17 protein-coding genes and 1 tRNA gene are annotated in these 16,803 nt (G+C 75.4%); 5 read left to right on the top strand and 13 right to left on the bottom strand.

Annotation, left to right across the window (positions count from 1 at the left end; all coding sequences use genetic code 11):
- Positions 1 to 154: 154 nt before the first annotated feature.
- Positions 155 to 343 carry a DUF1508 domain-containing protein gene (locus tag HUT16_RS03605; protein ID WP_033218853.1) on the bottom strand — a complete coding sequence of 63 codons (189 nt, stop codon included), beginning with the start codon at positions 341 to 343 and terminating at the stop codon, positions 155 to 157.
- Positions 344 to 539: 196 nt separating this feature from the next.
- Between HUT16_RS03605 and HUT16_RS03600 the strand changes: the two genes are divergently transcribed.
- On the top strand, positions 540 to 1,835 hold the full coding sequence (locus HUT16_RS03600) for a M20 family metallopeptidase (protein ID WP_176185396.1): 1,296 nt from the start codon (positions 540 to 542) through the stop codon (positions 1,833 to 1,835).
- A gap of 37 nt (positions 1,836 to 1,872) precedes the next feature.
- Here HUT16_RS03600 and HUT16_RS03595 read toward each other — a convergent pair whose 3' ends face one another.
- From HUT16_RS03595 to HUT16_RS03565, 7 genes are all read right to left on the bottom strand, one after another.
- On the bottom strand, positions 1,873 to 2,670 hold the full coding sequence (locus tag HUT16_RS03595) for a phosphotransferase (RefSeq protein WP_176185394.1): 798 nt from the start codon (positions 2,668 to 2,670) through the stop codon (positions 1,873 to 1,875).
- Between the two features lie 7 nt (positions 2,671 to 2,677).
- On the bottom strand, positions 2,678 to 4,021 hold the full coding sequence (locus HUT16_RS03590; RefSeq protein WP_176185392.1) for an aldehyde dehydrogenase: 1,344 nt from the start codon (positions 4,019 to 4,021) through the stop codon (positions 2,678 to 2,680).
- A gap of 37 nt (positions 4,022 to 4,058) precedes the next feature.
- The gene (locus HUT16_RS03585; RefSeq protein WP_176185390.1) at positions 4,059 to 5,870 is read right to left on the bottom strand and encodes an asparagine synthetase B; all 1,812 of its coding nucleotides are present in this window, start codon (positions 5,868 to 5,870) and stop codon (positions 4,059 to 4,061) included.
- On the bottom strand, positions 5,863 to 6,462 hold the full coding sequence (locus tag HUT16_RS03580; RefSeq protein WP_176185388.1) for a hypothetical protein: 600 nt from the start codon (positions 6,460 to 6,462) through the stop codon (positions 5,863 to 5,865). Before HUT16_RS03580 ends, HUT16_RS03585 begins: the two co-directional genes overlap by 8 nt.
- A gap of 19 nt (positions 6,463 to 6,481) precedes the next feature.
- Complete coding sequence (locus tag HUT16_RS03575; protein ID WP_176185386.1) at positions 6,482 to 7,297, bottom strand: hypothetical protein; 816 nt, start codon at positions 7,295 to 7,297, stop codon at positions 6,482 to 6,484.
- Positions 7,298 to 7,439: 142 nt separating this feature from the next.
- Entirely contained in the window at positions 7,440 to 8,612 is a 1,173-nt protein-coding gene (locus HUT16_RS03570) for a hypothetical protein (RefSeq protein ID WP_176185384.1), read from the bottom strand.
- Between the two features lie 121 nt (positions 8,613 to 8,733).
- Complete coding sequence (locus tag HUT16_RS03565) at positions 8,734 to 9,384, bottom strand: cupin domain-containing protein (protein WP_254898235.1); 651 nt, start codon at positions 9,382 to 9,384, stop codon at positions 8,734 to 8,736.
- A gap of 109 nt (positions 9,385 to 9,493) precedes the next feature.
- Here HUT16_RS03565 and HUT16_RS03560 point away from each other — a divergent pair, with 109 nt between their 5' ends.
- Positions 9,494 to 9,751, top strand: coding sequence for a hypothetical protein (locus tag HUT16_RS03560; RefSeq protein WP_176185381.1), 258 nt, complete (start codon positions 9,494 to 9,496; stop codon positions 9,749 to 9,751).
- Between the two features lie 157 nt (positions 9,752 to 9,908).
- Here HUT16_RS03560 and HUT16_RS03555 read toward each other — a convergent pair whose 3' ends face one another.
- Together HUT16_RS03555 and HUT16_RS03550 are read right to left on the bottom strand one after the other, a co-directional pair.
- Complete coding sequence (locus tag HUT16_RS03555; RefSeq protein ID WP_176185379.1) at positions 9,909 to 11,306, bottom strand: NADP-dependent succinic semialdehyde dehydrogenase; 1,398 nt, start codon at positions 11,304 to 11,306, stop codon at positions 9,909 to 9,911.
- Positions 11,307 to 11,372: 66 nt separating this feature from the next.
- Positions 11,373 to 11,443: transfer RNA gene (locus HUT16_RS03550), tRNA-Cys, on the bottom strand.
- Between the two features lie 166 nt (positions 11,444 to 11,609).
- On the opposite strand from HUT16_RS03550, the gene HUT16_RS03545 reads away from it, so the two are divergent.
- Positions 11,610 to 12,077: a helix-turn-helix transcriptional regulator gene (locus tag HUT16_RS03545; RefSeq protein WP_176185377.1), complete on the top strand. Its 468-nt coding sequence runs from the start codon at positions 11,610 to 11,612 to the stop codon at positions 12,075 to 12,077.
- A 10-nt stretch (positions 12,078 to 12,087) separates the two neighbouring features.
- The gene (locus HUT16_RS03540; protein WP_176185375.1) at positions 12,088 to 12,501 is read left to right on the top strand and encodes a VOC family protein; all 414 of its coding nucleotides are present in this window, start codon (positions 12,088 to 12,090) and stop codon (positions 12,499 to 12,501) included.
- A gap of 76 nt (positions 12,502 to 12,577) precedes the next feature.
- Here the strand turns inward: HUT16_RS03540 and sph are convergent, their stop codons facing one another.
- Entirely contained in the window at positions 12,578 to 13,555 is a 978-nt protein-coding gene (sph, locus tag HUT16_RS03535; RefSeq protein ID WP_176185373.1) for a sphingomyelin phosphodiesterase, read from the bottom strand.
- Between the two features lie 190 nt (positions 13,556 to 13,745).
- Between sph and HUT16_RS03530 the strand changes: the two genes are divergently transcribed.
- Positions 13,746 to 14,477, top strand: a complete 732-nt coding sequence (locus tag HUT16_RS03530) for a Clp protease N-terminal domain-containing protein (RefSeq protein WP_176185371.1) — start codon at positions 13,746 to 13,748, stop codon at positions 14,475 to 14,477.
- Between the two features lie 156 nt (positions 14,478 to 14,633).
- Here the strand turns inward: HUT16_RS03530 and HUT16_RS03525 are convergent, their stop codons facing one another.
- Together HUT16_RS03525 and HUT16_RS03520 are read right to left on the bottom strand one after the other, a co-directional pair.
- Positions 14,634 to 15,344: a type 1 glutamine amidotransferase domain-containing protein gene (locus tag HUT16_RS03525; RefSeq protein WP_176185369.1), complete on the bottom strand. Its 711-nt coding sequence runs from the start codon at positions 15,342 to 15,344 to the stop codon at positions 14,634 to 14,636.
- A 142-nt stretch (positions 15,345 to 15,486) separates the two neighbouring features.
- Entirely contained in the window at positions 15,487 to 16,728 is a 1,242-nt protein-coding gene (locus HUT16_RS03520) for an NADH:flavin oxidoreductase/NADH oxidase family protein (RefSeq protein ID WP_176185367.1), read from the bottom strand.
- Positions 16,729 to 16,803: the final 75 nt, after the last annotated feature.

Here is a 16,803-nt window from a genome sequence, read left to right as displayed (position 1 = left end):
TCCGCGCCCCGCCGTCCCCACCAGCATGCCCGGCGCCCGCCCCGCCGCACCGCAACGCCGACGAGCCCGCACCGGACCGAACGGTCCGGCACGGGCTCGCACCCCCGGCCCGGCCGGCCCGTCGGGGCCCGGCGCGGCCGGTGCGGCGCCGCCGTCAGGCGTTGGCCGGAGCCTCCAGCAGCTGCGCGTACGGCGCGAGCTTGCGGATCGACTCGATGTTCTTCAGGCACTGCTCGCGGGACTCCTCCGGCTCGCCGGTCACCACGACCGACCCGTTGCTCGCCTTCAGGCGGAAGCGGTGGTTGCCCGACTCGTCCACGTACAGCTCGAACTTCCCAGCCATGGAAATGCACACCTCTCGCTCGGGTGACCCCCCGGACTCTGCCCCCCCGAACGGCACCGTACGGACTGCCCGTCCGCGCCGCCCGCCGGGGCGTCCATCCGGGGCCCGCCCCGGGCCGCGTCCTGACCTGCCGTCGGGCGGCCCGCGACGTACGCTCGGTCCCGGCCGCAGGGGGGACACCGACCGGAGGACACCCATGGACGCGACCGGCCTGTACGCCGAACTGGACCGCCGCAGTGCCGCTGTCGCCGCGCAGGTGGTCGCCTGGCGGCGGCACCTGCACCGCCACCCCGAGCTGTCCAACCGGGAGGGGGCCACCGCCGCGCTGATCGCCGAGCACCTGACCTCGCTCGGCCTGGACGAGGTCCGCACCGGCATCGCCGGGCACGGCGTGGTCGGGGTGCTGCGCGGCGGCCGGAGCGGTGAACGGGTGGTCGCGCTGCGGGCCGACACCGACGCGCTGCCGGTCGCCGACCTGTGCGGCACCGACTTCGCCTCCTCGGCCGTCGACCGGGACTACCCCGGCGGCCCGTTCCCGGTCTCGCACGCCTGCGGCCACGACGGCCACACCGCCATGCTGCTCGGCGCCGCCACCGTCCTCGCCGGGGTGCGCGAACACCTCCCCGGCACCGTGCTGTTCGTGTTCCAGCCCGCCGAGGAGGGCCCGCCGGTCAGCGAGACCGGCGGGGCCCGGCAGATGCTGGCCGAGCACGCGCTGGACGACCCCGCACCCACCATGGTCTTCGGCATGCACCTCACCCCCCACCCCAAGGGCCACGTCGGCTACCGGGCGGGCAGCCAGTACGCCGCCTCCTGCCTGGTCAAGATCACCGTGACCGGCCGCCAGGTGCACGGCTCCACCCCCTGGCAGGGCGTCGACCCGATGCCGCCCGCCGCCGCGATCGTCACCGGCATCGGCCAGCTCTACCGCCAGCTCGACGCCTACCACCCCGTCACCGTCACCATCGGCCACGTCGAGGACATCGGCCGCTTCAACATCATCGGTGAACACGTCACGCTCTGGGGCACCGTCCGCTGCGCCGTCGAGACCGACATGGACGACGTCCAGCAGCGCCTGACCCGCCTGGCCGAACGCACCGCCGAGGCGTACGGCTGCACCGCCGCCGTCGAGCACCTCCAGGACGTCCCCGCCGTCGACAACCGCCGGGAGTGGCTGGACGCGGCCCTTCCCACCCTGCGCCGGGTGGTCGGCGACGACCGCGTCCTGGAGACCTCGGCCACCCTCGGCTACGACGACGTCTCCGAGTTCGTCAACGCCTACGGCGGCCTCTACGTCATGCTCGGCGCCCAGGACACCGAACTCGACCCGGCCGGGAACCCCGTCCCCACCCCCGGCGGCCGCGGCATCGTCCCCAACCACAACCCGCACTTCTACCTCGACGACGACACCCTCCCCACCGGCGTCCGCCTGCACGCCCACCTCGCCGTCGACCACCTCACCGGGCGCCTGCTCCCCGCCGGCCGGAGCTGACGGCCCCGCGGCCGCGCCCCGACCGCCCGCCGGGTCCTCAGGCCCGCAACTCCCGTTCCAGCACCGGGCGGTGTTCGGACAGCCAGGACTGCAGCCGGTCCCAGCGGGCCCAGCCGCCGTACCCGGTGAAGTGGTCGACGAACGCCGCGTCCCCGGCGGCCACCCGGCGGGCGACGAAGCCGCGGCAGACGGCGGTGGCCTGCTCCAGGACGGACGGCAGGGCCGACCGGTCGGCGGGGGAGAGGCCGTACGCGTCGGCGAACAGGGCCAGCCGGCGCGGCACTTCGAGGTGCGCGCGGCCGGTCTCGGCGGCCGTCGCCGGGTCCAGCACCGGCACCCAGTAGCGGGCCGCCAGCGCGACGTCCCAGAGCGGGCGGCCCGGCGCGGCGAAGTCGAAGTCGATCAGCGCCGCCGCCCCGCCCGCCCGGAACACCACGTTCTCCGCGCACACGTCGTTGTGGCACAGCAGCGGCCCGCCCTCCGGATCGGCGAACTCGTCCGGCCAGTGCGCCGCCGCGTCGAACGGCGTGCGGGCGCTCGCCGCGTGCCAGCGCCGCAGCAGCCGGGCCACCGACACCAGCGCGCCGTCGCCCAGCGCCCAGGCCGGGTACGGCGGCACCGCGACGTCACCCGGCAGGAACTCCAACCGCTCCCGCCCGTCCACCACCGCCCCCACCGGCACCGGCGCCCCCGCGAACCCGCCGGCCCGCAACCCCGCCAGGAACCCGTGCAGCGCGGCGGCGTGCGGCGGCGCGGGCCGCTCCACCACCCCGCCGCGCCGCACCACGGCGCCCGCGTTCGCCAGCCCGCCGGTCAGCAACTCCTCGTCGTCCACCGGCCGATCATCCCCTTCCGGGGTCGGCCCGCACCAGTCGGGCCGTCACCGTCTTCGCCCGCTGGTACTCGCGCAGCGCCAGCACCGACAGGTCGGTGCCCGCGCCGGAGGAGCGGCGGCCGCTGTGCGGGAGTTCGGCGGACTGGGCGAGGTGGCAGTTCAGCCAGACCTCGCCGGCCGAGATCCGGTCGGTGAGGGCCAGCCCGGTCGACAGGTCGGCGGTCCACACCGAGGCGGCCAGCGCCTGCGGGACGGACTCGGCCAGCGCGACGGCCGCGTCCAGGCTCCCGGCGCGCTGGACGGTCAGCAGCGGGCCGAACACCTCCTGCCGGACGGCCGGGTCGTCGTCCGGCAGGTCGGCCAGCACCGTGGCCGGCCGCCACAGCCCGTCGCTCCGCCCGGGCGCGGTGTGCACCGCCTTCGCACCGGAGGACGCCACGATCCGGTCGTAACGGGCCGCCTGGTCGGGGTTGTTGAGCGGGCCGAAGTCCCGCCCGGCCTGCCGTTCGGCCATCGCCGCGGCCAGCCCGGCCACCGCCCGCTCGTACGCCGGCTCCAGCACGATCACCCGGGCGGGCGCCGCACAGCTCTGCCCGGCGTTGTAGGTGCACGCGGCGGCGAGCTGCCGCCAGGTGTCGGCGGGCGCGTCCGGCAGCACCAGCACCGGGCTGTTGCCGCCGAGTTCGAGACTGACCGGGGTCAGCCCGGCCCGGGCGGCCACGTCCGCGCCGCCCGCCGGGCTGCCGGTGAAGGCGACCAGGTCGCAGCCCGCGCCGACCAGCAGCCGGCCGGTCTCCCGGTCGCCCGGCAGCGCCGTCAACACGCCCGCCCCGAGGGCCTGTTCGGCGTGCTCGGCGAGCAGCAGGGCGCTGTCGGGGGTGGTCTCAGCGGGCTTGAGCACCACCGGGTTGCCCGCCGCCAGCGCGGGCGCGCAGCGCCAACCCGCCATCAGCAGCGGGTAGTTCCACGGCACCACGGCCGCCACCACCCCGACCGGCTCCCAGCGCACCCAACTCTGGTGCCCGGGCAGGTAGTCACCGGCGGCCGGCGCGATCGCGGCCCGCACCGCACCCCCGTAGAACCGGAACAGGTCGGCCACCTCGGCGACCTCGTTCGCCGCCTCCGCTACGGGCTTGCCCGTGCCCGCGCACTCGGCCGCCACGTACGCGTCCGCGTGCCGCTCGACCAGCTCCGCCAGCGCGGCCAGTCGCCGCTGCCGCTCGCGCGGCGCCAGCGCCGCCCACCCGGCCCGGGCGGCACGGGCGGCGGCCACGGCGGCCGCCACCTCGGCCGCCCGGCCGGGGAGCCGGGTGCCGCGCACGGCGCCGGTGCGGGGGTCGATCAGTTCCATCAGCGGTTCTCCGTCGATCGTCGCACTTCACAGCAGGTCACAGGTCGTAGGCGCGCAGCCACAGTTCGAGGGTGAGCAGCAGCCACAGTTTGCCGCCCTGGCGGGGCAGCAGCAGTCCGCCGCCGCGCATCCAGGTCTCCACCGTGTCGGCCCGGAACAGGCCCCGGGCCCGGGCGGTCGGGCCGAGCAGCAGGTCCGCCGCCAGCTCGCTGAGCGGGCCGCGCAGCCACTGCTGCACCGGCACCCGCATGCCGCTCTTGGGCCGGTAGGTGACGGTGTCCGGCAGCAGGTCGCGCACCGCCTCCTTGAGGATCCACTTCTCCTCCGTGCCGCGCAGCTTGAGCGCGGGCGGGGTGGCGAACGCGTGGTCCACCACCCGCCGGTCGAACAGCGGCGAGCGCCCCTGCACGCCCTGCGAGGCGGTCAGCCGCTCCACCTTGGTGAGGATGTGGTGCGCGCCCTTGGTCCGCAGGTTGCAGTGCAGCAACTGGTCGAGCAGGGACGGCATCCGGCCGTCGTCCAGGTACGGCTCGACGTGCCGGCGCGGGTGCGGGGCCGCCGCCAGCGCGGCCAGCGCCTCGCCGGTGAGCAGCACCGGCAGGTCCTCCCAGCACTTGCGGTACGTGTGCAGGTAGGCGTCGGCCCGGGCCCGCGCCGACGCGTCCTCCCGCATCAGCTCGAACACCAGCATCGGCAGGTTCTTCGGGCCGCCGAACACCGGGTCGCCGCCCTCGCCGTTCAGCGACACCGCGATCCCGTCGCCCGCCACCGCCTCCGCCAGCATCAGGTTCGGCACCGTCAGCGGGTCCCCGACCGGGCCGTCCAGCAGCGCCACGGTGTCCGCCAGCCGCGCCGCGACCTGCTCCCCGGGCACCGTCAGCACCCGGTGCGCCGTCCCGCAGTGCGCCGCCACCAGGCCCGAGTAGCCCAGCTCGTTGGGCAGTTCGGAGCCGAAGCTGATCGAGTAGGTGCGCACCGTCCGCCCGTGCAGCCGCGTCGCCAGCGCCGTCACCAGCGAGCTGTCCACCCCGCCGGACAGCAGCACCGCCACCTCCTGCCCGCCGCCGGGCAGCCGCCGCGCCACCGCCCGCTCCAGCAACTCCCGTAGTTCTTCGGCGTAGTGACGTGCCGTCAGGTCGGGAGCGACCGCCCCGGCCCGCGGCTCCCAGAACACCTCGACGTCCACCCGCCCGTCCGGCCGCAGCCTGGTCACCCGGCCGGGCAGCAGCTCGCGGACGCCGCGCAGCAGGGTCTCCTCGCCCGGCAGGTAGGCGAAGGTCAGGAAGGAGCGGACCGCCGCCAGGTTCAACCCGGTGTCCACGTCCGGGCGTTCGCGCAGCGCCCGCAGCGAGCTGGACGCCGCCCAGCCGCCGCCCGCCGTCCGGCAGTGGAAGGCGGTGCGGGCGCCCGCGTGGTCGCGCACCAGCACCAGGTCGGGGCCGTCCAGCACCGCCAGGGTGAACATCCCGTCCGCGGCCCGCAGTCCGTCCGCGCCCAGCGCCAGCCAGCAGCGCAGCAGCAACTCCCCGTCCGGGCAGGACGGTTCGGCCGGGCGCCCGGCCGTCGCCAGCGCGGCCAGCAGCTCGTCCCGGTTGTGCAGCGTCACCTCGCCGACCGCGGTGCGCCCGTCCACCGTGAACGGGCCGTCCGCGTAGCCGGGCAGGCCCGTCAGCAGCGCGGCCGAGAGCCGCCGCCCCGCCACTTCGAACGGGCCGGCCGCCGGTCCCGTCGCCGGGCCGGGCTCGGGTCGGGCCGAGGCGGGCAGCGAGCTGACCGTGTAGCGGGCCGGACGGTGCGGCGGTGCGGGGCGGACGGCGCGGTCCGCCGTGGCCCGGAGCGGCTCAGCCAAAGTCGTCCCCGTCCCAGCCGTCGTCGTTCTGCGGATCGCCGCCGTCGCCGCCGTCCCCGGCGCTGCCGAACCCGTCCGAGCCGAACCCGTCGTCGTCCCGGCGCCCGTCCGTCCCGTCGTCGAAGCCCCCGTCGTCGAAACCGTCGCCGCCCCCGCCGTCGCCCCCGCCGTCTCCGGCGGAGCGGGCCCGCTCGGCCTCCTGGCGGCGCAGCTCCTCCTCCTCGTCGTCGGAGAGCAGCTCGGGCGCGTAGTGCGCGGCGGCGATGCCCGCGCCCAGGCCGAGCGCGCCGATCAGCGCGCCGACCCGGCCCGGGAAGGAGCTGCGGTTGACCAGCACGTACCGGCCCTGCCCCCACACCGTGCGGCCGTAGCCGATGTCGCGCCCGTAGCCGACCCGGCCGTCCGCGTGGACGCGCTTGACCAGGTCGCGGCCCAGCCGCTCGTCGGTGCCCGAGTCGCCCCGGTCGTCCCGCCAGTGGATCCGGCCGTCGCCGCGGCTGCGCCATTCGCTGCGGCCGTCGGAGTACCTGCGGTGCACCGTGCCGTCGGCCAACAGCTCGTCGCTGTACGTGATTTCGGGTGGCTGGGTCATCGTCCTCGTCCTCGGGGGGTCAGGGCGTCGGCCAGGTCAGGAAGCCGGTGTCGCGGGCCCGGGTGGGCGCGGCCGGGCGGGCGGGCGGAGCGAAACCGCCGCCCCGGACGGTGCGCAGGACGGCCCGCAGCAGCCGGGCCGGGCGGACGGCGGCCAGCTCGGCGACCCGTCCGCCCGCCAGCCAGGCCCGCTCGGCGGCGGGCAGCTCGGCGGGCAACTCCTCGACGTGGCAACGGGGTTGCCCGCGCAGCGCGGCCAGGTGCAGGGCGGCGGCATGCCGGGGCAGCAGCCCCGCCGTGCGCACCCGCAGCCGGGAGCCCGCGTGCGCGCGCACCCGCAGGAAGAACTCCAGCCCGGCGGGGGAGGCGTCGTGCAGGACGTGCACCACCGCCCCCTCGGCCCGCTCCATCGCCGCCAGCAGCCGGTCGTCCAGCGGCAGCCGGTCGGGCGTGAGGACCGGGCAGGCCCCCTCCAGGTGCAGCCGGTTGGCGCGCAGCATCCCGGCGATCCCCGGGTCCTGGCACACCAGCAGCCGGGGGAAGGCGTAGTCGTACAGGTCGCCCTCCGGCCCCGGCCGGTGCGGGGCCGGGGGCAACGCGTCCGGCAGCACGTCGAGTTCGGGGCGCCGGGCGAGCGCGGCCGCGAACCGCTCCGCGGACAGCAGCGGCCGCGTGGTGTACCGCAGCCGGTGCGGCCCGCGGTGCAGCGGGAACAGCGTCCGGTCCGTCTCGTAGTACAACTGCCTCCCGGTGAAGGCGAGTTGCCCGGATTGAGCGCAGTTCTCGGCGGCCCGCCGCAGGGCGCGGTCGAGCAGTCGGTCGGGTACCGGGGTCATCCGTCCTCCCCGGGGCGGTGCGCGAACGGGCGGCGCGTGAACGGCTGCTGCCTGAAGGGCTGCTGCGTGAAGGGCTGCTGCGTGAAGTGCTGCTGCGTGAAGTGCTGTTGTGCGAACGGGCGGTGCCGGAAGCGGGGTTCGGTCACCGGTCGCTGCCGTCCGTCGGCCGGGACGCGGGTGCGGGTGCGGGCGCGGACGCGGGCGTCCCGGAGCCGGTCCGGGGCGTGGGGACGGTCTGCGGCCAGGTCAGGAAGCCGACCCGCTCGGCCCGCCGCCGGGTCTCGGCGGCGCTCTCCGGGGCGGGTGCGGGCGGTGCTGGCGGCGCGGGCGGCACGGCGAGGAGGCGCTCGACCGCCTTGTCCAGGGCGGACATCAGCTTCACCGGCGGCACCGAGACCAGCGGCGAGGACCACCTGTCGCACAGCCAGTCCCGGTCCTGCGCGGGGAGGCGCTGCCACCCGGGGGAGGCGGCCAGCGCCTCGGGGACCGGCTCCGGCTGACGGCCGAACGCGCGCAGCCGCACCGCCCGCGCGGGCGGCCGGACGGCGTGCGGCAGGAGCCCGCAGTCCACCACCCGGTGGCCGGCGAACCGGGCCCGCAGCTCCAACGTGCGGGCCAGCGCGGTCAGCGACAGGTCGCGCACCACCAGCACGGGCAGCCCGTCCGGGAGCCGCTCGGGTTTCGCCAGCAGCAGCACCCGGTGGCGTTCGGCGAAGCCGTTGACCCGCAGGAACGCCAGCACGCCGGCCGGTTCGCACAGCACCACGGCCCGGGGCCCGGTCGGCCGGGCGAAGGCGGTCGGGCCCGGGGCCTCCACCAGCCCGTCCGGCAGCGACCCGTACACCTGGCGCCAGCGGCCGACGACCCGCTGCTCGAACTCGTTCAGCAACGGCCAGGTGACGAACGGCTCGACCGGGCGGTAGTGGTTCGCGCCCCGGTACTGCCGGAAGGACAGCCAGGCCATCAGCAGCGCCGGCAGGCCGAGGAACAGGTGGCCCAGGCCGCCGATGCCGACGGCCAGTGCGGCGAAGGCCAGCGCGACGACGGCCAGCACCGTCCCGGCGCCCCTGCTGCCGCGCCGCTCCCGGCCGGTCGGGAAGCGGTGCCGACGGCGGGCGTTGAGCCAGTGCAGCTGTTCGACGGTGATCCGCAGCCCGTCGGGCGCGGACTTCGCCACCAGCTCGCGGAACTTGATGTCGTGCAGGTTCCCCGGATCGACCTTCGGGTCGAGCGCGAAGACCTTCCCGCAGCCCGAGCAGGTGTGGTTGGCGCGTTCCCGCTGTCGGCGGTTCAGACGGCAGTGCGGACAGATCATCGGGCGTCCTCCCAGGTCGACGTGCGGCCCGCGGCGGGGGCGTCCGTCCTCGGACACACTCTCGGACACTCTCTCGGACGCCACTGACGGGCGCCGGGTTGCGCCCCGACGGCCGTCCCCGTCACCGGCCGTCCTCCAGCGCGGCCGCCGCCAGCCGCAGCCGGTGCGCCAGCCGCTCCCGCAGCGAGAGCGTGCCCGCGCCCCGGGCCGCCGTCACCTCCCGCAGCGCGGCGGCCAGTTCCGGTTCGCCGCGCTGCTCGGCGGCCTCCGCGGTGATCGCGTAGTCCTCGTGGTCGATGCCGTAGCCGGTGTTGGCGGCCAGGATCGCCAGCCGGTCGCCGCCCCGGTTGCCGAACGAGTGCGGCATCAGCTCGGGGATCCGGATCAGCGTGCCCGGGGCCAGCCGCACCTCCACCACCCGCCGCCGGTGCGCGTCGTACAGGCCGCAGGAGGCCGGGCCGAGCGCCAGCACCAGGTGCTCGCCGCCGTGCGCGTGCGGGGTGAACGCGCTGTGCGGGGCGACCAGGCCCAGCTTGTAGGTGGCGTTCGACGGGCGCTCCGGGGAGGTCGCGGCGTCCCCGATGAAGTAGTGCGCCCACTGCCGGTCGTCGATGAAGCGCAGCAGCCCGCTGTCCGGGTCCTGCGGGCCGAGCTCCCGCGCGCCGGTGCGGTCCGCGCGCAGCACCCGACCGTCCGGGCGCAGCCGGTACAGCTCCGCGCCGTCCGGCAGCCCCGCGGCCGTCCGCTCCAGCGCCCGCAGCCCCCCGCGCATCGACACCAGCCCCCCTCCGTCGGTACCCGCGGCGATGCTACCCGGGCTGCCGGGGGCGCTGACCAGCGGGATACTCGAACAGACGTTGAACTCTGCGGAGGTGAGAGCGATGCCCGCGACCGCTACCGGAGGGTCGGGTCCCGGCCCGGTCCGTCGACTGACCGCCTGGCTGACCGCCAAGCACAACACCTCGCTGGTCTTCCTGCTCGCGCTGTCGCTCGGCCTCGGCCTGGTCGCGGCGCAGCTCACCCAGCTCTGGCTGCTGATCGTGTTCTCGGTGGTGTGGGCCGTCACGATCATCGCGTTCGCCGCCCAGTTCCTCGGCCGCCACGCCCGCGCCCACCCGCACACCGCCCGGCCCGCCTGAGGCCCGGCCTGCCCGTCCGTCCCGACCGGCCGGTCCGCCCGGCCCGCCTGACTCGCCCGGGTCCCGTGGGAGAACGCAAGCGGAGGGGCCCGCCCGGAGAGCACTCCCCGGACGGGCCCCGCCGCCGGGCCCCGCTGCTCGGCCCCGCCGTCCGCCGTCAGTTCGCGGACCACACCGTGGTGATGTTGCAGAACTCGCGGATGCCGTGACCGGACAGCTCCCGTCCGTAGCCGGAGCGCCGGACCCCGCCGAACGGGAACGCCGGGTGCGAGGCGGTCATCCCGTTGAAGAAGACGCCGCCCGCCCGCAGGTCGCGCACGCACCGCTCGCGGTCCGCGTCGTCCGTGGTCCAGACGTTCGAACTCAGGCCGAACGGCGAGTCGTTGGCGACCGCGACGGCCTCGTCCAGGTCGGCGACCCGGTACACGGTGGCGACCGGGCCGAACGCCTCCTCGCGGTGGATCCGCATCTTCGGGGTCACCCCGGTCAGCACCGTCGGCAGGTAGTACCAGCCGTCCGCCAGCGCCGGGTCGTCCGGCCGGGCGCCGCCGCAGGCGACCGACGCGCCGTGCCCGATCGCGTCCGCGACCAGCACCTCCAGGTCGGTGCGGCCCTGCTCGGTGGCCAGCGGGCCGATCTCGGTGCCGTCCTCCACCGGGTCGCCGACCGTCAGCGCCCGCATCCGCTCGGTGAACGCGGCCAGGAACTCCTCGTACACGTCCGTGTGCACGATGAAGCGCTTCGCGGCGATGCAGGACTGCCCGTTGTTCTGCACCCGCGCGGTCACCGCCCGCTCCGCCGCGGCCGGCACGTCCGCCGAGGGCAGCACCAGGAACGGGTCGCTGCCGCCCAGCTCCAGCACGGTCTTCTTGATCTCGTCGCCGGCCACCGCCGCCACCGAACGGCCCGCGCCCTCGCTGCCGGTCAGCGTCACCGCCACGACCCGCTCGTCCCGGATCACCGCCTCCACCTGGGACGAGGAGACCAGCAGGGTCTGGAAGCAGCCCTGCGGGAACCCGGCGCGGGCGAACAGCTCCTCCAGCGCGAGCGCCGTGCGCGGCACGTTCGAGGCGTGCTTCAGCAGGCCCACGTTGCCCGCCATCAGGGCCGGCGCGGCGAACCGCACGACCTGCCAGAACGGGAAGTTCCAGGGCATCACCGCCAGCACCGGGCCCAGCGGCCGGTACCGCACGTACGCCGACGCCCCGCCCGAGTCCTGCACGTCCTGCTGCGCGGGGTGCTCGTCGGCGAGCAGCGACTCGGCCCGGTCCGCGTACCAGCGCATCGCCTTCGCGCACTTGGCCGCCTCGGCCCGGGCCTGCGCCAGCGGCTTGCCCATCTCCAGCGTCATCGTCCGGGCCACCTGCTCGTTGGCCTGGTCGAGCAGGTCGGCCGCCCGGTGCATCAGTTCGGCGCGCTGCGCGAACGTGGTCAGCCGCCAGGACTCGAACGCGGACTGCGCACGGGCCAACCGGCGCTCCACGGCGGCCTCGTCCAGCGGATCGAAGACCTCGACCGTGCGGCCGTCGGCCGGATTGACGGTGGCGATGGCCATCGGACCATTCCTTCCTCGACTGCCGCCCGGCCAACCGGGCGGGGGCGGACATCGAGGGGAGCGAGGAGGTGGAGACAGGAATCGAACCCATGTACACGGCCCTGCAAGCCGTTGCCTCGCCTCTCGGCCACTCCACCAGGCTCCCTCGCGTGACTCAAAAGCTAGCAGCGGGGAAACCGCGAACGGGAATCCGAACCGCCCTGACATCACCCGAATGCCCCGTTCTGCCCGAAGTATGACGAACGGTCAGTGGATGATCGAATCATCCCCCCGTCGGTCCGCGCCTGCGACTACCCTGGCCCCGTGCAGATCGACGACCTCAAGCGCCTCCGCAAGGCCCGCGACACCATGGACCGCGACTACGCCGAACCACTGGACGTCGCCGCCCTCGCCAAGGTCGCCCTGATGTCCGTCGGCCACTTCCAGCGCAGTTTCCGCGCCGCGTACGGCGAGACCCCCTACAGCTACCTGATGACCCGCCGGATCGAACGCGCCAAGGCCCTGCTGCGCCGCGGCGACCTGTCCGTCACCGACGTCTGCATGGCCGTCGGCTGTACCTCGCTGGGCTCGTTCAGCACCCGCTTCACCGAACTCGTCGGCGAGAGCCCCAGCGCCTACCGGGCCCGCGACCACAGCGCCGCCGAACACATCACCGCCTGCGTGGCGATGTACCTGACCCGCCCGATCCGCGGCACCGACACCGGCCGCCCGGAGCGGGCCCCCGCGCAGGAGATCAGGAACGGAGAAGCGGAAGCCGCGGCCGATCAGTAGCGTCGGGGGCATGGACATCAAGCTCTCGCAGTGCTTCATCGCCGTCGACGACCACGACGCCGCCCTCGGTTTCTACCGCGACGCCCTTGGCCTGGAGGTGCGCAACGACGTCGGCTTCGAGGGGATGCGCTGGGTGACCCTCGGCTCCGCCTCCCAGCCCGAGGTCGAGGTCGTGCTCGAACCCCCGGTCGCCGACCCGGGCGCCACCGACGCCGACCGCCGGGCCGCCGCCGAACTGCTCGCCAAGGGCCTGCTGCGCGCCGTCAACTTCCGCACCCCCGACTGCGACGCCACCTTCGAGAAGATCCGGGCCACCGGCGCCGACGTCCTCCAGGAGCCGATGGACCAGCCCTACGGCGTCCGCGACTGCGCCTTCCGCGACCCGGCCGGCAACATGGTCCGCTTCGCCCAGCCCCGCCGGTAGTCCCCCCGCCCGTGCCGGTGCCCCCCACCCGTGCGGCGGGCACCGGGACGGGCGCCCGGCGGGGGGCGGCGCCGGCTCAGCCGGCCAGCAGCGGGTAGTGGTCGGACAGGTCGGTGTACGTGTACGAGGTGCCCCAACTGCTCACCGTCCACGGCGCGCTGTGGAACCGGTGCACCGTGTTGGTGTACTGCTGCGGGCGGGCGTGGTCCGCCCGGTACAGCACGTAGTCCAGGTCCTCCTTCGGCTCGCCCGGGTACCGGTAGGCCGCGATCGAGTTGTCGACGGTGTCGAAGGAGTCCGCCCAGCCGGTGCGCGCCGTCGCCGGGGCCAGGTTGCCGTTGGCCAGCAGCGCCGGATACTCGCCGCCGTGCGAGTCGATGTTCAGGTCGCCGGCCAGCACGACCGGCTCGCCCGCCGGAATCCGCTTGGCGTCCAGGAACTCCCGCATCGCCCGCAGCTGCTTCGCCCGGACGTCGGCGGCCTGCCCGCTCGCGCAGCCGGAGTCGGTGGACTGCAGGTGCGTGCCGACCACGTGGGTGAGCTGCCCGTTCACGTTGATCTGCGCGTAGACGAACCCCTTGTTGGACCACCAGTCCGAGCCGCACGCGTCCTTGAACACGTACTGCTCCTTGCGCAGGATCGGCCACCTGCTCAGCAGCAGCACCCCGCCGTCCTCCGGCGTCGTGGCGCTGTAGCTGCCGGACGTCGCGTCCCAGCCCGCGGTCGAGCGGCCCACCACCGGGGTGCGGTACGGGTACGCGGCGGCCGCCTTCGCCGCCAGCGCGTCCGAGGCCGCGTTGTCGAAGGCCTCCTGCAGCACCACCACGTCGTGGCCCCGGAAGAAGTCCGCGCCCGCGATGGCCTGGGCGCGCTGCGCCTGGCCCCAGTTCGGGTAGAGCGAGGTGCTCATCAGGAAGGTGTTGTAGCTGAGCACGTCCAGCGGGGCGACCGCGGCGGGCGCGCCCTCGGCGTGGGCGGCGCCCTGCGTGGTCGTCAACAGGCTTGCGGCGAGGGCGAGTACGGCAGCGGTGCGGGTGGCGCGGAGCGCGGTCATCAGGTCTCCGGTGGGTGAGGGCCGGTCGATGTTGTGCAGTCAACTCGGGCCCCCGTGACGCGGACAAGACAGCGAGCGACCGGTGGGTGAACTCGGCCGAAACACCCCCTACCGGTGAGTAGGAACCGGCCTCGCGGGCGACTGTCAACCGAAGGTTGACACCTCTCGACTGTCAACCTAGGGTTGCCTCATGGCTGACACCACTGGAGCGAAGCCCTCCATCCGGCTCGACGACCTGATCGAGGGCATCAAGAAGTCGTACCCCGAAGCGCTCGACCAGCTGTCCAACGCGGTGCTGGTCGCCGACCACCTCGGCGACGTCGCCGACCACCTGATCGGCCACTTCGTCGACCAGGCCCGCCGCTCCGGCGCGTCCTGGACCGACATCGGCCGCAGCATGGGCGTCACCCGCCAGGCCGCCCAGAAGCGCTTCGTCCCCAAGGACCCCGGCGAGGTCACCGAGATCGACACCGCACAGGGCTTCAACCGCTTCACCCCGCGGGCCCGCAACGTGGTGATGGCCGCCCACCAGGCCGCCAAGGACGCCCACAACGACGAGGTTCGCCCCGAGCACCTGGTGCTCGGCCTGCTCGCCGAACCCGAGGGCCTCGCCGCCGCCTACCTCGTCACCAGCGGCGTCACCCTCGACGCCGTCCGGGAGGCCGCCCGGGCCGCCCTCCCGCCCGCCGTCGCGGACGCCCCCGAGCTCGTCCCCTACGACGCCGGCGCCAAGAAGGTGCTGGAACTGACCATGCGCGAGGCCCTCCGCCTCGGCCACAACTACGTCGGCACCGAGCACCTGCTGCTCGCCCTGATCGAGCACGAGGCGGGCGACGGCGTCCTCAGCTCCCTCGGCCTCGACAAGACCGCCGCCGAGACCGAGTTCCTCGCCACCCTCGCCCAACTCCCCAACGGAGCCTGACGGTTCACACCCCCTCCACCCCGCGAGCGGCGGGGCCGCCCAGGGACGGGAGCGGCCCCGCCGCTCCCGGCTGCCCGGATGACCCGGGCGGCCCGGGCGGCCCGGGCGAAGAAGATCCCGCCCGCCCCCGGGGGTGAGCGCTGCGCCGCGCTGCGCTCAGCGGCTGAGCGCGGCCAGCAGTTGGGCGGCCAGCCGGGACGAGGAGGCCGGGTTCTGGCCGGTGTGCAGGTTGCGGTCGGCGGTGGTGAACGGCAGCAGGGGGAGGCGGCCCTTGACGTAGTGGGCGCCGTCGGCGCGCAGGCGGTCCTCCAGGAACCAGGGGGCCTTGCGGCCGAAGCCGTTCAGCTTCTCCTCGGTGGTGGACAGCCCGGTCATCCGGTACCCGGCGAACGGCCAGGAGCCGTCCGGGTCGCGGGCCGCCAGCAGCGCGGCCGGGGCGTGGCAGAGCAGGCCGAGCGGGCGGCCGGAGCGCAGCGCGCGGGTCAGCAGGGCGCCGGAGACCGGGTCGTGCGACAGGTCCTCCATCGGGCCGTGGCCGCCCGGGTAGAAGACGGTGTCGAAGTCGTCCAGGTCGACGCCGTCCAGCGCGGCCGGGCGGGCCAGCTCGTCCCGGATCGAGCCCAGGTACGCGGCGACCGCGCGCAGCGTGCGGGGGAGCCCGGCGGTGCGGGACATGCTGAGCCGGTCCAGCGTCGGCGGCCTCCCGCCGGGCGTGGCCAGGGTGATCCGCCAGCCCGCTGCGGTGAACGCCCGGTGCGGGACGGCGAGTTCCTCGCCCCAGTAGCCGGACGGGTGGCGGGTGCCGTCGCGCAGCGTCCAGTGGTCGGCGGCGGAGACGACGAAGAGGGCTCGGCCGGGTGCTGCCATGTCCTGGCTCCTGGGATGCGAGGGGCGTACCGGGTTCGAAGCTACGGCCGGGCGGGGCGGGCGCGGCCCGTGGCGCGCCGGGGCGGGCGGGCATGGGCGGGCGCGCGGTCGGGCAGGCGGGCGCGGTCGGGCGGGCCCGGGCTCAGGCCGGGTGGCGGGCGGCCAGCCAGGTGCGGTAGCGGCGCAGGGCCTTGCGTTGCTGGAGCTGTTCGGCCAGCAGCGCCACGGCGGGGCGGGTGCGCGGCGCGGGGGAGCGGCCGTCGGCGAGGCGGCGCAGCTGGTGGCGGACCAGCGCCATGCTCGCGGCCGAGGCCAGCGCCTTGTCCGACCAGGTGACCGGGCGCAGCGCGCGCACCGCCTCGGTGCGGGCGGCCCAGCGGCTGGGCAGGTCGGGCGTGACGGCGAGCGCGGTGCCCAGGCCGACCACGGCGACGCCGTCCGCGAGGACCTGCTCGGCGCCGGCCCGTCGGGTGATGCCGCCGGTGAGCATCAGCGGCAGCGGGCTGGTGCGCACCAGGTCGGCCGCCAGGTCGAGGAAGTACGCCTCCCGGGAGCGGGTGCGCGGGTCGGCGGGGCGGCCGGTCATCGCGGGGCTCTCGTAGCTGCCGCCGGAGAGCTCGACCAGGTCGACGCCGAGCGGGGCGAGCAGCGCGATCACCTCGCGGGCGTCCTCGGTGTCGAAGCCGCCGCGCTGGAAGTCCGCCGAGTTGAGCTTGACCGCGACGGCGAAACCGGTCGGGACGGCGGCCCGCACGGCGCGCACCACGTCCAGCAGCAGCCCGGCGCGGCGGGCGGGGGAGCCGCCCCAGGCGTCGGTGCGGGTGTTGACCAGCGGGGAGAGGAACTGCGAGAGCAGGTAGCCGTGCGCGGCGTGGACCTCCACCCCGTCGAACCCGGCCTCGGCGGCGCGCCGGGCGGTGGTGGCGAAGCGCTCGACGGTGGCGCCGATCTGCTCGGGCGTCATGGCGGTGGGGCGGCCGAAGCGCCCGCTGTGCCGGCCGAGGTCCACGCCCCGGTCGGTGGGGCCCCACACCACGCCCGGGAGCCCGGACGGAACCTGGCGTCCCGGGTGGTTGACCTGCATCCACACCGCGCTGCCGCCGGACTTGGCGGCCCGGGCCCACTCGGCGAACGGCTCCAGCGGCGCCGCGGCGTCCAGCACCACGCCGCCGGGGCCGGTGAGCGCCTCGGCGTGCACCATCACGTTGCCGGTGATCAGCAGCCCGCTGCCGCCGGACGACCAGGCGCGGTAGAGGTCGAACAGCCGCCGGTCGGGGAGCTGGCCGGGGCCGGCCAGGTTCTCCTCCATCGCGGCCTTGGCGATCCGGTTGGGCAGCACGGCGCCCGAGGCCAGGCGCAGCGGGGTGAACAGGCCGTCCGTCATCGGGGGCCCTCCTCGTCCTCGACTAGAATGTTTACAGCACTCACATCGCTCACCCTAGGCGGACGATGTGAGCGG

Source organism: Kitasatospora sp. NA04385, assembly GCF_013364235.1.
Classification (GTDB): Bacteria; Actinomycetota; Actinomycetes; order Streptomycetales; family Streptomycetaceae; genus Kitasatospora.
This window is presented reverse-complemented; position numbering and strand designations above follow the sequence as displayed.

Excerpts from the sequence above, each read along its gene's own strand:
- HUT16_RS03570 (WP_176185384.1), bottom strand. The coding sequence starts at position 8,612 with ATGATCTGTCCGCACTGCCGTCTGAACCGCCGACAGCGGGAACGCGCC.
- HUT16_RS03520 (WP_176185367.1), bottom strand. The coding sequence starts at position 16,728 with ATGACGGACGGCCTGTTCACCCCGCTGCGCCTGGCCTCGGGCGCCGTG.
- HUT16_RS03540 (WP_176185375.1), top strand. The coding sequence starts at position 12,088 with ATGGACATCAAGCTCTCGCAGTGCTTCATCGCCGTCGACGACCACGAC.
- HUT16_RS03560 (WP_176185381.1), top strand. The coding sequence starts at position 9,494 with ATGCCCGCGACCGCTACCGGAGGGTCGGGTCCCGGCCCGGTCCGTCGA.
- HUT16_RS03590 (WP_176185392.1), bottom strand. The coding sequence starts at position 4,021 with ATGGAACTGATCGACCCCCGCACCGGCGCCGTGCGCGGCACCCGGCTC.
- HUT16_RS03555 (WP_176185379.1), bottom strand. The coding sequence starts at position 11,306 with ATGGCCATCGCCACCGTCAATCCGGCCGACGGCCGCACGGTCGAGGTC.
- HUT16_RS03605 (WP_033218853.1), bottom strand. The coding sequence starts at position 343 with ATGGCTGGGAAGTTCGAGCTGTACGTGGACGAGTCGGGCAACCACCGC.
- HUT16_RS03575 (WP_176185386.1), bottom strand. The coding sequence starts at position 7,297 with ATGACCCCGGTACCCGACCGACTGCTCGACCGCGCCCTGCGGCGGGCC.
- sph (WP_176185373.1), bottom strand. The coding sequence starts at position 13,555 with ATGACCGCGCTCCGCGCCACCCGCACCGCTGCCGTACTCGCCCTCGCC.
- HUT16_RS03525 (WP_176185369.1), bottom strand. The coding sequence starts at position 15,344 with ATGGCAGCACCCGGCCGAGCCCTCTTCGTCGTCTCCGCCGCCGACCAC.
- HUT16_RS03600 (WP_176185396.1), top strand. The coding sequence starts at position 540 with ATGGACGCGACCGGCCTGTACGCCGAACTGGACCGCCGCAGTGCCGCT.
- HUT16_RS03580 (WP_176185388.1), bottom strand. The coding sequence starts at position 6,462 with ATGACCCAGCCACCCGAAATCACGTACAGCGACGAGCTGTTGGCCGAC.
- HUT16_RS03530 (WP_176185371.1), top strand. The coding sequence starts at position 13,746 with ATGGCTGACACCACTGGAGCGAAGCCCTCCATCCGGCTCGACGACCTG.
- HUT16_RS03565 (WP_254898235.1), bottom strand. The coding sequence starts at position 9,384 with ATGCGCGGGGGGCTGCGGGCGCTGGAGCGGACGGCCGCGGGGCTGCCG.